Origin of the sequence: Noviherbaspirillum album, assembly GCF_035916955.1 — a bacterium.
GTDB lineage: Bacteria > Pseudomonadota > Gammaproteobacteria > Burkholderiales > Burkholderiaceae_D > Noviherbaspirillum > Noviherbaspirillum album.
In genome coordinates this window covers 250,494-264,847 of sequence record NZ_JAWIIV010000002.1, presented here as the reverse complement: position 1 = coordinate 264,847, position 14,354 = coordinate 250,494, and the positions used below count along the sequence as shown (strand labels likewise).

Here is a 14,354-nt window from a genome sequence, read left to right as displayed (position 1 = left end):
GCCGGGGCCTTGCGCGCGTTTTTGACGCAGTATCGGCATGATTCTCGTCCACCATTTGATCAACAAATTTTTAACTCACACTACTAGTGCCGTTTAGTAGTGATTTTCGTTCTTCGCCATTGCGCAAACTTTGCCTGCATAACCGGCTACATCCTATGGAAGAGTCGGTTTCTTTTCGCCTCGTGAACGCGCATAGTGGCATCTTAAATTTCTATTAATAGTGTTACACTTCGTATGCATACAGGGGCACTCTGTTAAATAAAGGGAGTGGAATGCATGGGGCCATTGCTAACTGAGCAGATCGAACTTCGGCGACGAGTGATGCTTACTTCGGTGCTTGACTACCTCGGTGCGTATTACAGGCGAGACGTGAAGGTGTGTATGGAGGCAGCGGAGGGCGTCCAGAATGGATGTGCACAATGAATGCCGCTGCGCCCGTCGAAGAACCGGTCGACGCCGAGCCGGTGAACGCGGAGGCTGCTACGGTTCAAGTTCTCCACGTATCGATCAATCTTGGCGATCTTCCATATTTTGACGGTATAGTGACGTTGCCGGACGACGGTACTGAAAACTCGATTAGGAAGATATGTTTTCACCGAGATCATGTAGTTGAGGGGTTCCCTCTTCTTTTCTGTCCTTCGAGAGTTGTAGACGGACTGGAGATGAATCTGTTCCTAGAACATCGCTACCGTGGAAAGTTCCTTCGGCCGAGAACAGGGGGGCATCGAAATCCCCTTGGCGGAGTAACGGTTAAGACTTTAAAAAGCATCGCCAACTCGTTGTGCGGCTATCTGGCATGGCTGGCTGAGTCCAATATTGACTGGCGTGAGGTCTACGCAGTGACAGACAGCGATAAGGCAAAAGCGTGGCTGCCACCTTACCGTTACCGCGCACATCTCATTGAACGGATTACGGCTGGCGACCTATCCAGAGACACGGGCAATCTCTATCTTAGCCATGTACGCCAGTTTTACGAATGGGCTCTGAAAACGAAGCGGATCGATAGGATCCCTTTTCAGTACAAGCGTCTCGCCATCAAGAAACGACGCAAGGACGGCGAATACGATTTGCTATTCAGCGCACTCATGGACGAGCGCGGCCTGGTGATACAGACCTCGGATCTCACAATTCCAAAGAAATACAGGTCGAAGCTGGAGGCGTTTGGAGACTCTCTCACACCGTTCAATGCAGAAGAATTGCGCCGCTATTTCGGCAGCGACTATATGCGCCTCGATACCCGTAAACTTTGGGGAGAACTGGCCCTGTCCTGTGGTTTGAGAGCCGACGAGGTCGTCTCGCTGAGGGAAGACGCCATAACCTGCCCGTCGCTGTCAACTAGATTTGTTTTCGAGTTTAGGATCCTAGGTAAGTTCAACAAGGAGCGGAAGGTCCTTGTTCCACGCTTCTTGATGGAGTCACTTTGGCAGTACAAGAACTCACCGATTCGCTTGCGTCGCGCAGCGAAATGGGACTTGCGCGAAGGTTCGTCTAGCGGGCGGCCTCTCTTTCTGAATCGCTCCGGACGTCCTATCAACGGCGGATCCATAACCAATACCACATCATTCGTGTCCCAAGAATACTCAGAAGCAGGCATTCAATTCGACCGCTCGTTCCACGACCTTCGAGCGACTTATGCCACGAACTTGGCAAAGTTCATGCTTGAAAAACGACTACCGCTCGGTTTTATTCAGTACAAGCTTATGGCTCTGATGGGGCACGCCAATTTTTCCACGACCCAGAAATACATCAATTTCGCTGGGACGATTACCTTTGAAAAGCAAATGCAGGACTGGGTAGATCGGGTTTTCACAGGCTTACGGCCGGCGCTAGAAGAAGAGGCAAAAGCTGCTGCGGAGGCGGCATGATTGCTGTCAGGCCGGATCCGAATGGTGACGCCATTCGCCTTACGAATGCGAAGAACATCTCGTTAAAGCTTGCACGAGATATCGCCTCTGGAGTCGGACTCTATATGGAGAACCCGTCACGTTGGAAGTGGTCGCCGGCGACAGTACGAACAGCATTGTCGAATCTGATGCCAGTAATTGGAGACGTTGTACGCAATCTTCCTTTGGCGCTGAAGGATTCCGTATGTGAGAACGGTCTTGATGCGTTTGACAACGAACATGCGTGGGCGCAGATGATCGGAACGATTCATCGGAGCATCGAGCGCAAAACGCGTCGCGGACAGACTATTAGCACATTGCACAAGCTAATTTCCTTTCATAGGCATACCCCCGATGCGAGTCCGCCGTGCCGGCTGCTTCTGCGCAGCGGCCACAGCGACATTTCGGAACTATATCGTGTTTCGCCGGAATTCCTGCTGGACTACAAACGGCTTATTCAAACGTATGACGAGGTTGGCAATGTGGAAACGTCGGGTATGTGGCTCAAACACCAAACGTATTCCCAACTTTCCTTGATTATCGACGATCCTCACGCGAGAAACTGGCTTGCCACAGAAGGCTTTGATGCCTTTTCTACTCATCCCAGATTGCTGGAAATGGCGGAACAGCACCGGACATGGCAACAGGTAAGCTCATTGGTGAGTCTTTTGTCCCTGCATGATCCTGGTCGGTGGAAACGCAAGACAGTCGAAGTATTGGGGCATGCAGCTGATCTCACCGAGTTATGGATGCTTTCAGAGCACATCTTCCTGGACATTGAGCGATTTGCGACCGAAATAAACAAGCGAAAGCCGACTGAGCTTTTGCCTACGACCGTGCGCGACTTGCTGACAAAAATTCAGCGCGATCTGCCGCGCATCCTAGCACTCCTTCCGGCCGTATCTCAGCAGGACATCAAGCAACGCGGGTTCATTGCCTTTACAGAAAATGGATCGCAGCTTCTTTTGTTGGCAGTCCAGTCGCCAGACGTTGACCTCAGAATGGTCACCCCCATTAAAGAGGTGATTGATGCACTGTTTCCTCACGCGAAGCGTAATTTGAAGGAGATGCTGCCCTTTCAACTGGCCTTCGAGAACGAATACTCCGCGCGTCCGACATTTTGCGACTATGGCTTGATTCATGACATTTCTCTCGCGCTTTACGACGATCTCGTCCGCCTCTTAGCTGAGGTGAAAGCCAGCTTGGCAGGAAAACCATTCAACATGGTGACGGTGTACCACCACTATATCCAGTTGAAAGCTGTGATGGTTCTGTTTCGGGAAGAAATTGAATACAATTCCTCTCACGACCTGCGATTAATGGGGATGAATGCCTTTAATCTGCCCGGTGGCAAACTGCAGAAAACGATCTTTTCCTTGCTGCAAAGCGCGGCGCGGACCGGTGTTGTAACCACACGCACAGCCTACACGTACAAAACCAGTGTTGTATGGTTTCTAGATCAGTTTGGTTTTGGGATTATCGATGCCTACCCGATTACTGTCAGCCGTACGGAAAAGCACCTCAAGCGACTCAATACTGACGATTTCTACAGCGCTGAGCAGTGCCGAGAGCTGGCCTATCACATTGAGTCGCTCCTTGCAGGCGAAGCTGTCGTGGGAGAGCATCGGATTGCACTTATACTGGCGCGGATTCTCCTCAAGACTGGATGGAACCTTACGCCGACTCTTGGCATAGAGAGTGGTGACATCATACGTACTTCAACCCCTCTGAATCCTAATGGAACGGTAGCAGTAGTTCTTCGCAAGGCACGGGCTAGCTACCAGAGTGATGCCTACACATTTGAAGCTCCAGAGACGAATGTAATTGCCATGCGCAGCGCAGTCGTCGACCTAATGCATGTGCAAGACGAACTGACTGCTGGTCTGCGCGCTTCGCTTCCCGATGGGCACCCCTATAAGAGCTATATATTTCTTATCGAGAGAAGAGGTGCGGTTCAACGCCTCTCGATGGCCGCGACCAAGGCGGTAACTGAGATGCTTGCCAAGAGGGGATGCTCTCTTACCTTCGATTCAAAGAAGATCCGGAAGGGTGGGGTCAACCACCTGTACCGCCAGGTCCAGAAAGACTTGTACGACTACGAGTCTGCTGCCAAGCATGATTTCAAGACTTTCGAGGCAAGCTATCTACGCATTGATGAAAATCAGTCAAGGTACACTCTCGGCAAAGCAGTCGACATCATGGGCAAATACTTCACCAGGAAAGAAATTGCACCTGAAATCGTTATTGTGACCGACCAGACCTTGCTGCTTCAACACACGCCAACCGGCGAATGCGCCTCTGTTGGCAATGATGCCGAAGCCAAGCGGTATGGCGTGGAGCACAAACAGCTCCATGCGGAGCGTGGCATTGCCACCACGTTCTGTGCTGATTTTCTGAGTTGCATTTGGTGTAAGTTTTTTCGATTGGTGGCAGATGCTGAGCATGTCTGGAAGCTGCTGAGTTACCGCGACTACGTCCTCCTTTCAATGGAATCAACTGCCTTGGAGGGTGACGCAACCGACGATCAGCAGACGCACATTGACATTCTTAAGGCGCGAATTACCGAGATGCTTGGACGGCTGGACGCGCTCATGCCCGGCGTAGTTAAGAAGGGAGAGGCATTGCTCGCCAAGAACGGTATGCATCCGGACTGGTCATATGCCCTCGTTGATGCACCCTTGCATACCAGTGGCAAGTCTTGAACATCATGAGAACTGACCTCGCTTATGTAATCGACGCTGTCGCTAAAGTGGATGGGAAAATCACTATAAACGACCTATCTACGCGTGAAATTGATGGCCTTAAGGAAATGGTCATTTGGGCGTACAGCGACCAGCGATCATCGAATGCGGTGTATTCGTTCGGCGGCAGAGATTTCCGACCGCAGGGTATGCGAAAAGGGGTAGTTATCGACACCGGAAGCGCACGATATGACTATGAGTTGAAGGCAGTGATGCTTTTACTCTTTCACTCCGGGCTTCAAGAGGGTGGCGAACCGTACAAGTGGCAGTCTGTGTCGCAACGAGTTCGCACATTAAGCAGGTTCGGTACCTACTGCCGCCGGCACGGTCTTGGGACTTTTCGTAACATTTCAGAAATTCCTACACTTAAGTTGCGGAACCTTTTGCTCGGCTTTATCACTGATGGCGAAGCCGATGGCGGTCTGAACGCTCGTGAAGCGACAACAGGCTATAAGACTGCCCGTGATGCGCTGAAACACCTTGCCCATTACGGTCTTGTCACGCACCCCGATTTCACCGATCTGTTGGATGAAATCACGCTGACGGAAATTGATAAGCATGAGGCTGAGAACCGCCTACGGCACGCGATCATCCCAACAGGAATAATGAAGCAGTTGATTGTCGAGGCGACGGCCTATTTGGAGCAGGCCGAGTCAAAGTTTGATGAATTTGCAGCCGTATTCCGGCAAACTCATCGCGCCATTATGGCTGGAACATGCAGCAATCCAAAGTATGCCGTCTATTCAACCGAAAGAGATGCATTCTATATATTGAAGGCGCTGCTTTACCGTCATTTTCGTGATCTTCCGCGGCACACATATGCGTTGGTACTCGCTTTCACCGGTATGCGGGACGGTGAAGCGGGGGCGTTGAAAACCGGAAGTGCAGGATGCCGGATAGAGAATGGCGAAGCGGTATATTATGTGCGTAGCCTGCTGTATAAAACAGACGATAATGCCGTCTCCCTTGACTGGGTTGCTAACGACGTGGCGTACAAGGCAGTATCTCTACTGTCCAAGGTGAATGCGCTCTACTATGAGCGTGCCCGCCTGTTTAAACAGCATTACAGTGACAGTCTCACTCTGGAAGAACGCAGTGATCTGGACTATGGTCTTGCCGATCAATGGTTATTCGGACTGCGCTTAACCGTAGGCACCTCCAATTTTATGCGGTACTCGAAGGGCGGAGATGGTTTGAAATCGCTCGACCTGGGGCTATACAAAGTAGCGGTGTCCGAAGATGACCTATGCCAACTGAAGCAGATGGAGTGCAATTATCACTCGGTCGCTGCCAACAGCGGTGTGAGAGGAAAGCCGTATGTCCTCGGCGACCTGTTCAATTTGACTGCGCACCAGTTCAGGCATACCTTTGCGTGGTTCATCATTGCTAACCGTCTCGGCGACTTGGACGACATCAAATACCAGTTCAAGCACTTGCATCGAGCCATGACATTGGTATATACCGAGCGCGGGTTCAAGTCCTTGAACGAGTTGCGGACGGTTATCGAGCAGTTCGAGACTTTTGTGAATGAGCGGTCCATCAACGACATTGTGCAGTCTGCGGCTGCGGGGATTGTTGCAGGTGGAGGTGGCGAACGTTTGGCGCGGATGATCCAGGCCCTGAACGGTGGCACAGATGAAGGCGTGTATGGCTCGGAACACCAGCCGCACTTCCATGAGGTCAAGGACGTCATGGCCTTCACGACGCGGCACAGCGAGTCTATACGAGGGCTTCCGCATGGATACTGCACGAAAGGGCCTTCATGTAAGGTAAAGAATGCGGCAGATCCTTCGCATTGTTTATATTGCGACACCTATTTCGCCACGCGGAAGCACTTGCCATACTGGAACGCTATCAAGGCTAACTGTGAGGCAAAGTTGGCGCGCATTGGCGGCATGGAGAACGACGAGCAGCAGCGATTCAACGTCTTTAGGCAGTCTTTAGAGGACAACTTGTTTGCGGCCAATAAGATCATTGGTCGCTTACTGTCGGCAAATAAAGGTAACGAGAGGAACATGTAATGAATGAAGCATTGGATACACGAGCGAAGATCGTTCAGGCCTTGGAGCAGATGATTGCAGCCGGTGAGAACGTCAGCATTAGTGCCGTTGCCGCTCGGACGGGCGTTTCACATTCACTGATCTATAACCGTTATCCGGATCTCAAGGAGCGCATCAAGGCGTTGAAGGTGCGCCAGAAAGTGCACCAGAAAGCGACGAATGACGAGGAAGTCATCACTAGACTGTTTGCCAAGAATAAGGCTTTGCAGGAACGGATTAAGTCAAAAAATAACGGACAAGTCGAAGAAAGCTTCCGGCATTTGCTTGTTCACATCCAGCAGGTGTATTCCATGTACGATCAATTGCTAGATGAGCGCAATAAAATGGCAGAACGCCTCAGCAAAAGGTAAACGCGAAAGAAGCGTTTTGGCTTTAGCGCCCGTCTTATAATGTGTAGGAAACCAGATCTGACCTGCCAATCGGTGCCAGATTTCATCGCGCCTTGAACTTGCGGGAACTTCCGAGTGTAGCCGATGAGGATACGCCATTGCACAGTCAGCTTAAGACTGATGTTGCCATTCAATTGAACACCGGAACTCGACCCGAAGATAACTTTACGCTTTCCAAATAGCAAACACCGTACGATATTTATGTCCACAAAACTACCGTTTTCTGGACTGTCATCGGCGCTGCATTATCTGTGCTCCCAACGATCTAAATATCTAGTATGGAATCCAAAGTGGACCGATCGCTAGTACGGTCAAGGGTCATTTGGCAGCAGAACTGTCTCTGTCGGTCGCTGCCGACCCGACGTCCAAACTGTGGCTTAGTGATTCGATAATGGGACAAGACACGGTGTTAGGACCCGTTTCGCATTGTTGCACTAGCTTTTTTAGTGTTTTCCGAATACGGCTCAAGTCTTTAATTCTTTCCTCAACCAATTGAAGCTTCAGCACCGCTGCGTCATGCGTTTGCTTGCAAGCATTCGTCTGTTGCAGTGCGAGTAACCCATGCACTTCCTCCAAGGAAAAACCTAACGTCTGGGCGCGCTTGATAAAACGGACGCGTTCAATCGTGCCCGCGTCGTAGTACCGAAAGCCGCCTAGCATTTTCGGTGGTTCTGCAATTAAGCCCCGTCGTTGATAGAACCGGATGGTTTCAACATTCACATCAGCCGCCGCAGCCACTTTCCCGATCGTAATTTTCGTATCCATATCTCACCCAAGAATCTTCAAAAATGGTTTGACTCCGTACTATGGTACGGCCCCTATAGTATCGTCACCAACCTAAATTTTGGACGATATGGAAACCGATAAGCTTACTAAAACCACATTGATTAGCGGAGCGCTGGCCGCGATCGCCGCATCGGCCTGCTGCCTTGGACCTCTGGTGTTGGTCAGTCTTGGCGTCGGCGGTGCCTGGATAGCAAATCTCACGTTGCTAGAGCCATTTCGACCGGTATTTATTGGGCTAGCCCTGCTCTGTATGGCGCTCGCCTATCGCAAGATTTACCAAGCTCCTGCCGCCGAGGCGTGCAGCCCAGGCTCAGCCTGCGCGCTGCCGCAGACCAACACAAGATACCGGCTCCTTTTTTGGGGCGTGTCGGCATTGGTATTGATTGCATTGGCCTATCCGTATCTCGTGACATTTTTTTACTAGGGAGTAACAGCGTGAACAAAAGCCACGTTTTTAAATGGATTTTTGGCACGCTGGCCGCAGGTTCGTTCTTGTACTCAGCAATGCTCTTGCTGCTGCTGTTCATGCCGCGCATTGGTTGCTGCCCCATTACTCTCACCCAATAGGAGAAATTATTTTGAAATCGATCCATTCCATCGCTCTGTTCGCCGCGCTCGCCCTATCGTCTGGCGCTTTTGCTGGCGTGCAGACGGCAACTCTGGATGTGCCAGGCATGACGTGCGCATCTTGCCCGATCACGGTCAAAAAGGCACTGATGAAGGTCGACGGCGTACAGCAAGTCAAGGCCAGTTTCGAAAAACGCGAAGCGGTGGTGACCTTTGATGACAGCAAGGTATCCGTTGAAAAACTCAGTCTGGCATCGGCGAACGCTGGTTATCCCGCTACGGTAAAGGCAAGCAAGTAACATGGAAACACTCGATTTTCGCATTACCGGAATGACATGCGACCATTGCGCATCGTCCCTGCAGTCCGCGCTGGGGAAAGTAGACGGCATTCGCAACGCAATCGTGTCCTACCCGGCGCGCCATGCGAGCGTTGCTGTTGAGGCGGGCATTCAAGCCGAGACTGTCATTGAAGCGATCCGCGCCAAAGGCTACGGTGCGCAACTAGATAGCAAAACGCCTGGCCTCAAGACCGGCAAGGGCGCGGCACTGAAGGTCGTCATCATCGGCAGCGGCTCAGCGGCATTTGCAGCCGCACTGCGCGTAGCAGAAGAAGGCGCGACGGTTACCATTATTGAAGCAGGCACCATTGGCGGTACCTGCGTCAATGTCGGCTGTGTGCCATCGAAAATCATGATTCGCGCCGCGCACATCGCCCACCAGCAGGCGCATCACCCATTTCCAGGCGTGCAGGCGAACAGGCCTCAGATCGACCGAGCAGCTCTGGTGACGCAGCAGCAACGCCGTGTCGAAGAACTGCGTCATGACAAATATGAAGCGATTCTGGAGACTAATCCGAGTATTAACCTGTTGCGTGGTCAAGCCCGGTTTATCGATGCCCACACTCTTGAAGTCACGCAGGTCAATGGGACAGTCAAGCAACTTGCCGCAGACCGGATCTTGATTGCCACTGGACGCTCGGCCAGCATTCCTGCTACATCCGGTCTGGCAGGCACCCCGTATTGGACGTCCACCACGGCGCTGATTGCTGAACAGTTACCTAAACACTTGTTGGTCTATGGTGCATCGGTCGTTGCCATGGAACTGGCCCAGGCATTTCTGCGTCTGGGCTCTGAGGTCACCGTGATCGCCCGCTCCACCGTTCTTTCCAAGGAAGACCCCGCTATTGGTGCAGGACTACAAGCTGCGCTTGAAGCCGAAGGCATGCGCATTCTGACGCACACGCGTGTAGATAACGTGCGCTACGACGGCAGCCGCTTTCACGTAGATGTCGGCAGCGAATTGCTCAGCGCCGACCAGCTACTGGTAGCGACCGGACGACAACCCAACACAGCCGCGTTGAACCTTCAGGCCGCAGGCGTGGCCATGGACACGACCGGGGCAGTCGTTATTGACGCCCATATGCGCACCTCGGTACCGCATATTTACGCGGCAGGAGACTGCACCAATCAGCCGCAATATGTGTATGTCGCTGCGGCGGCCGGGACCCGTGCCGCGCGCAATATGGTCGGAGAGGATGCCACGCTCGACCTGTCTGCGATGCCAGAGGTCGTGTTCACCGATCCACAAGTCGCTACCGTCGGGCTCACGGAAGCTCAAGCAAAGGCCCAGTTGCTAGACGTGGACAGCCGTACGCTATCGCTGGACAACGTGCCCCGCGCCCTGGCTAACTTCGACACGACTGGATTCGTCAAGCTAGTTGCAGACAAGAAAACTGGGCGCCTGATCGGCGCACAAATCCTGGCGGCGGAAGCGGGCGAAATGATTCAGACAGCCGCATTGGCCATTCGCAACGGCATGACCGTTCAGGAACTGGGCGACCAGTTATTTCCTTACCTGACTATGGTCGAAGGCTTGAAACTGTGCGCGCAAACGTTTTTCAAGGACGTCAAACAGCTGTCTTGCTGCGCTGGATAACAGGCCGCCTCATGAAAACCCTATACCGCCGTTATTAGTTTCACAGGGAGCATCTAAAGGGTTGCCGAGAGAGCGATCCCATTCGGAGAAGTCTATGAACGAAGAACTGAAACAAGGAGTCTTGTAATGGATCAGCAACAGAAAAAGGATCGGCCGTGGGGCTTTATTCTCTTCGCAGGACTACACCTTTTGTGTTGCGGACTGCCACTCTTATTGCTGACTGGTGTGTCCTTCCAGGTTGTATCGCCGATGTGGCCGGTCGCCGGCGTAGTACTGATGGCGCTCGGCATTGTGGGGTTCATCTGGTACGCCAAGCATGGGTGTGCTACATGCCCACGCAATGAAGGAAATCAGGCCAGCATCAAGCAAAGATAGATGTCGGTGCAGCTTATCGCGGCCAGATCTCATCCCTTCCTAGGACGGGAAATCAACGCTCTCTGTACTCGGCGACACGGGCGTTAAAAACAATGCGGCCAGCGCCGCACGGATGAAACCAGGAGAAATATTATGACGAAACAATATGACCTTGTAGTAATCGGTGCCGGAACTGCCGCCATGACCGCTGCCATGCGGGTTCGCGCCGCCGGCAAGCAGGTCGCTGTCATCGACTTTCGACCCTTCGGCGGCACTTGCGCATTGAGAGGCTGCGACCCGAAAAAGATGTTGATCGGTGGTGTCGCAGCGTTCGATCATGCGCGCCGTATGCAGGGTAAGGGCGTTACCGGTGATGTCGGGGTCAATTGGCAAGAGCTAATGGCTTTCAAGCGTACGTTTACGGATCCCGTGCCACAGAAGATGGAACAGCGGTATGTGGATAAGGGAATCAATACCTATCACGGGAAAGCGCGATTCACCGGGAAAAATACGCTGCAGGTCGGGGACCAGATCCTCGAAGCCAGGCATATCCTGCTGGCATCCGGGGCAGAGCCCATGAAGTTGAATATTCCAGGAGAGCAGTATTTGATCGACAATGAAGGGTTTCTTGCATTGGAAACCCTGCCGCGTCGTATCGTCATGGTGGGTGGTGGTTATATTGCGGCCGAGTTTTCACATATCGCTGCACGAGCGGGCGCCCAAGTGACGATTTTGCAGCGCGGAGAGCGCATCCTCAAAGAGTTTGATGCCGACCTCGTTGGCTGGCTAATGGACTCATTTAACGCTCTCGGCGTTGATGTGCGGACCCAAACCTTGGTCGATAGGGTCGAAATGACCGCCAACGGATATCAGGTGTTTTCGACCAGTGGTGGAAGCCAAGCGATGATAGAAGCGGACTTGGTAATCCACGCGGCCGGCCGGACCCCGGACTTGGATTCCCTGGATCTTGATGTGGCAGGGATTGCCACGGAAAAAGGTCGATTGAAGCTCAATGAATACTTGCAGAGCGTCTCCAATCCTGCGGTGTATGCCGCCGGTGATGTGGCCGGCATGGGGCCGCCACTCACTCCCGTTTCCAGCCATGACGCGAAGGTGGTCGCGGCCAATATCCTGAATGGAAACCAGAAGACCCCGAATTACAAGGGTGTACCAAGTGTCGCGTTTACCATTCCCCCCATCGCATCGGTAGGGTTCACGGAAGCCAAGGCGCGGGAAAACGGGCTCAAGTTCCGCATGCAAAGCCAGAAAACACCCACTTGGTTCAATGCGCGACAACAAGCGGAGCCAATCTATGCGTTCAAAGTGCTGGTCGATGAATCGACCGACCAAATTGTGGGTGCGCATCTCGTAGGGCCGCACGTCGATGAGGTCATCAATATCTTTGCACTGGCTATTCGGCATGGCTTGACCACGGATGACCTCAAGACCACCATGTTCGCGTATCCAAGTGGCGCGTCCGATATTGGCTATATGTTGTAAGGCTGTCCGTTAAAGCCGCTGCGTCAGCGGCGCGTTTCACTCATCGCTAGGAAGCACTATGCGTACCACAAAAATCGTAGGCACTTTGATCGTAGGCTCGTTCTCATTGAGCGTTGTATGGTTTAGCCACGCCCAGCAATCGACGCCGTCTAATGCATCAAAGGGAGTCGCCGGTCTTTTTGCCAGTGCCAAGGAGGACGACCTGCTAGAGCCGGACCAGGCATTCAAACTGAAAGTGTCTGTCAAGGGGCCAACTACCGTGCTTGCTGAACTGACGCCGGCCGCCGGATATTATATGTACAAGGATCGGATTCGCTTCACTGTCAAAGACAGCAGTGGCGTCAAGATCAAGGCAGTCAAGCTGCCGACTGGCGAGGTCAAGACCGACCAGTTCTTTGGTAAGACAGAGACATACAAGAAGCCGATCCAGGCTGAAATCACGGTAGATCGTGTGGGGCAGGCGAAAAATTTCACCTTGGTGGCGGCTTACCAAGGTTGTCATGAAAAGCTGGGGGTATGTTATCCGCCCATCGACAAGACCGTGCAGCTGGCCTTGCCATGACAACTGCAGGAGTCATCTAACAAACTTGGTATCTGATCAATAAGATGACCAGGTGGTCAGCCCGCTGCATTTTTTACATTGAAAACGTACTTTATGAATTGTGGCATTGCCTGATGCTCTATTCCACAACATATTATTTACTTCGTAGAGGTAACAAACAGAGCCGTCACCCCCGTATAAAGGCTAGATAAGTCTGTTTACTTCCGCGGATTCTGTTACTGCGTGCATCCCTCGATGATATGCGGGGGTAACAATTTTTATTCTCCTTGTAGATTGGATTAGCTACAGCGAGAGTGCAGCCCGTGCGTCCCCGATGACACTTCGCGGCGAATCGCCCTTGCACGTGGTTCAAACTAACGCCGACGGCAACGTGGGGATCGCTCCGATTGCGACATGGAGTTGGGACGATGTTTTCATGTACCTCGGTATGGCCGCCAATGGGCTGGAACACACCTTCTCGGACTTCATGGACGTCATCAGCGTCTACCGCGAAGCGATGGGCGAATGCGTGATCAACGGGTCTGACGACGACGTACGCGCCTCCAAGCCCTGTTCGGCCCGTACGGGCTGCTGGACGTGCCTGATGGTGCAGGACGACAAGTCCATGGACAAGATGCTTGACGAGCCGGAAAACGCCTATATGCGGCCGCTGGCCAAGTTCCGCACCTTCCTTTCCAAAACCTTCTACGACCTCTCCCGCCGGTCGTGGCTCGGCACCTCCATCGATGCTGAAGGCAATATGCGTTTCGCGCCGGAAGGCTATTCACCAGAGATGGTGCAAGAGCTGCTCCGGTACGTCCTGACCATCCAGGTGGAGGAGTGTGCCGAGGCGGATAGGCTGCGGATCGCACCGCGTTTCCGGATCATCGATGCGCGCAGCCTGATCGCGATCGACGCCATGTGGTCGTTGAACAGCCTTGCCCGTCCCTTCACCGCCCTGAAAATCTATCGGGATATCATCCGCGGCGCCAACTATCCGGTTCCCGACGTGCCTGTGTTCCCGAAAGTGCCGATGCCTGCGCCGCGCAAGATCTATGTCGGCACTGACTGCGACTCGGACACCACCAACCGCTTCACTGGCCTGCGTGACCCAATCGTTGAATTCTTCGGCGCCAGCTGCGCCGGTACCCGCGAAATCCAGACCAAGGGCGTCACCCGCACAGTCCTCGATGTCAATCTTGATTCCATGTTCTCTGTGGACGCGGAAGGCGCGATGATGTTTTTTGACTTCGAGCTCGATCGCCTGGTCGACGAGTGGCATGGCCCGAACGGCTACGCTGTGAAAGACGACCGGCCGATGTCCGGCGTTGCCTACCGTTACTACCTACAGTACGGGGTGATCAGCTTGGCCAAGAACCAAGTTGGCAAAGCGGACGAGATCCTGCGTAGGTCCGCTTTCCGGGAGCGTATCGGCTTGGCTGGCCACCAGGATGTGCAGGCGGCCGCGACAGCCGCGGCGCAGCCGACAGGAGGCGAAGTTGCCGCTCCGACAGACGCGCCAGCCATGGCGCAAGGTGAATTGATCTTGGAAGCCGCATAACCTGCCGGTAGGGCGCGTTGCGCTGCCACCCCCATCA

Annotated in this window: 12 protein-coding genes; 11 read left to right on the top strand and 1 reads right to left on the bottom strand. The window is 53.2% G+C overall.

The window, feature by feature from the left end:
• Positions 1-419: 419 nt before the first annotated feature.
• From RY831_RS04015 to RY831_RS04000, 4 genes are read left to right on the top strand one after another with little or no spacing between them, the layout of a single operon-like run.
• Positions 420-1,865 (top strand): tyrosine-type recombinase/integrase, encoded by a 1,446-nt coding sequence (locus tag RY831_RS04015; protein WP_326505046.1) that lies wholly within the window; start codon positions 420-422, stop codon positions 1,863-1,865.
• Entirely contained in the window at positions 1,862-4,585 is a 2,724-nt protein-coding gene (locus RY831_RS04010; RefSeq protein WP_326505045.1) for a hypothetical protein, read from the top strand. The genes RY831_RS04015 and RY831_RS04010 overlap by 4 nt, the downstream gene beginning before the upstream one ends.
• Positions 4,586-4,590: 5 nt before the next feature.
• Positions 4,591-6,645, top strand: a complete 2,055-nt coding sequence (locus RY831_RS04005; RefSeq protein ID WP_326505044.1) for a hypothetical protein — start codon at positions 4,591-4,593, stop codon at positions 6,643-6,645.
• Positions 6,645-7,034: a TetR/AcrR family transcriptional regulator gene (locus RY831_RS04000; RefSeq protein ID WP_326505043.1), complete on the top strand. Its 390-nt coding sequence runs from the start codon at positions 6,645-6,647 to the stop codon at positions 7,032-7,034. Before RY831_RS04005 ends, RY831_RS04000 begins: the two co-directional genes overlap by 1 nt.
• A gap of 357 nt (positions 7,035-7,391) precedes the next feature.
• On the opposite strand, the gene merR is transcribed toward RY831_RS04000, so the two are convergent.
• On the bottom strand, positions 7,392-7,838 hold the full coding sequence (merR, locus tag RY831_RS03995; protein ID WP_326505042.1) for a mercury resistance transcriptional regulator MerR: 447 nt from the start codon (positions 7,836-7,838) through the stop codon (positions 7,392-7,394).
• Positions 7,839-7,926: 88 nt separating this feature from the next.
• Between merR and merT the strand changes: the two genes are divergently transcribed.
• The 7 genes from merT (at position 7,927) to RY831_RS03960 (ending at position 14,317) form a co-directional block, all read left to right on the top strand.
• The gene (merT, locus tag RY831_RS03990) at positions 7,927-8,283 is read left to right on the top strand and encodes a mercuric ion transporter MerT (protein WP_326505041.1); all 357 of its coding nucleotides are present in this window, start codon (positions 7,927-7,929) and stop codon (positions 8,281-8,283) included.
• 34 nt (positions 8,284-8,317) lie between these two features.
• Positions 8,318-8,725, top strand: a complete 408-nt coding sequence (gene merP / locus RY831_RS03985; protein ID WP_437126210.1) for a mercury resistance system periplasmic binding protein MerP — start codon at positions 8,318-8,320, stop codon at positions 8,723-8,725.
• A gap of 1 nt (position 8,726) precedes the next feature.
• On the top strand, positions 8,727-10,361 hold the full coding sequence (gene merA / locus RY831_RS03980) for a mercury(II) reductase (protein ID WP_326505040.1): 1,635 nt from the start codon (positions 8,727-8,729) through the stop codon (positions 10,359-10,361).
• Positions 10,362-10,487: 126 nt separating this feature from the next.
• The gene (locus RY831_RS03975) at positions 10,488-10,736 is read left to right on the top strand and encodes a hypothetical protein (RefSeq protein ID WP_326505039.1); all 249 of its coding nucleotides are present in this window, start codon (positions 10,488-10,490) and stop codon (positions 10,734-10,736) included.
• A 132-nt stretch (positions 10,737-10,868) separates the two neighbouring features.
• Entirely contained in the window at positions 10,869-12,215 is a 1,347-nt protein-coding gene (locus RY831_RS03970; RefSeq protein WP_326505038.1) for a dihydrolipoyl dehydrogenase family protein, read from the top strand.
• A 58-nt stretch (positions 12,216-12,273) separates the two neighbouring features.
• Positions 12,274-12,777, top strand: a complete 504-nt coding sequence (locus tag RY831_RS03965) for a protein-disulfide reductase DsbD N-terminal domain-containing protein (RefSeq protein WP_326505037.1) — start codon at positions 12,274-12,276, stop codon at positions 12,775-12,777.
• Positions 12,778-13,090: 313 nt separating this feature from the next.
• Positions 13,091-14,317, top strand: a complete 1,227-nt coding sequence (locus RY831_RS03960) for an adenine nucleotide alpha hydrolase family protein (RefSeq protein WP_326505036.1) — start codon at positions 13,091-13,093, stop codon at positions 14,315-14,317.
• Positions 14,318-14,354: the final 37 nt, after the last annotated feature.

Bases quoted from the DNA above. Each gene is read 5' to 3' on its own strand.
- RY831_RS04015 (WP_326505046.1), top strand. From the start codon at position 420: ATGAATGCCGCTGCGCCCGTCGAAGAACCGGTCGACGCCGAGCCGGTG.
- RY831_RS04010 (WP_326505045.1), top strand. From the start codon at position 1,862: ATGATTGCTGTCAGGCCGGATCCGAATGGTGACGCCATTCGCCTTACG.
- RY831_RS04005 (WP_326505044.1), top strand. From the start codon at position 4,591: ATGAGAACTGACCTCGCTTATGTAATCGACGCTGTCGCTAAAGTGGAT.
- RY831_RS04000 (WP_326505043.1), top strand. From the start codon at position 6,645: ATGAATGAAGCATTGGATACACGAGCGAAGATCGTTCAGGCCTTGGAG.
- merR (WP_326505042.1), bottom strand. From the start codon at position 7,838: ATGGATACGAAAATTACGATCGGGAAAGTGGCTGCGGCGGCTGATGTG.
- merT (WP_326505041.1), top strand. From the start codon at position 7,927: ATGGAAACCGATAAGCTTACTAAAACCACATTGATTAGCGGAGCGCTG.
- merP (WP_437126210.1), top strand. From the start codon at position 8,318: ATGGATTTTTGGCACGCTGGCCGCAGGTTCGTTCTTGTACTCAGCAAT.
- merA (WP_326505040.1), top strand. From the start codon at position 8,727: ATGGAAACACTCGATTTTCGCATTACCGGAATGACATGCGACCATTGC.
- RY831_RS03975 (WP_326505039.1), top strand. From the start codon at position 10,488: ATGGATCAGCAACAGAAAAAGGATCGGCCGTGGGGCTTTATTCTCTTC.
- RY831_RS03970 (WP_326505038.1), top strand. From the start codon at position 10,869: ATGACGAAACAATATGACCTTGTAGTAATCGGTGCCGGAACTGCCGCC.
- RY831_RS03965 (WP_326505037.1), top strand. From the start codon at position 12,274: ATGCGTACCACAAAAATCGTAGGCACTTTGATCGTAGGCTCGTTCTCA.
- RY831_RS03960 (WP_326505036.1), top strand. From the start codon at position 13,091: ATGACACTTCGCGGCGAATCGCCCTTGCACGTGGTTCAAACTAACGCC.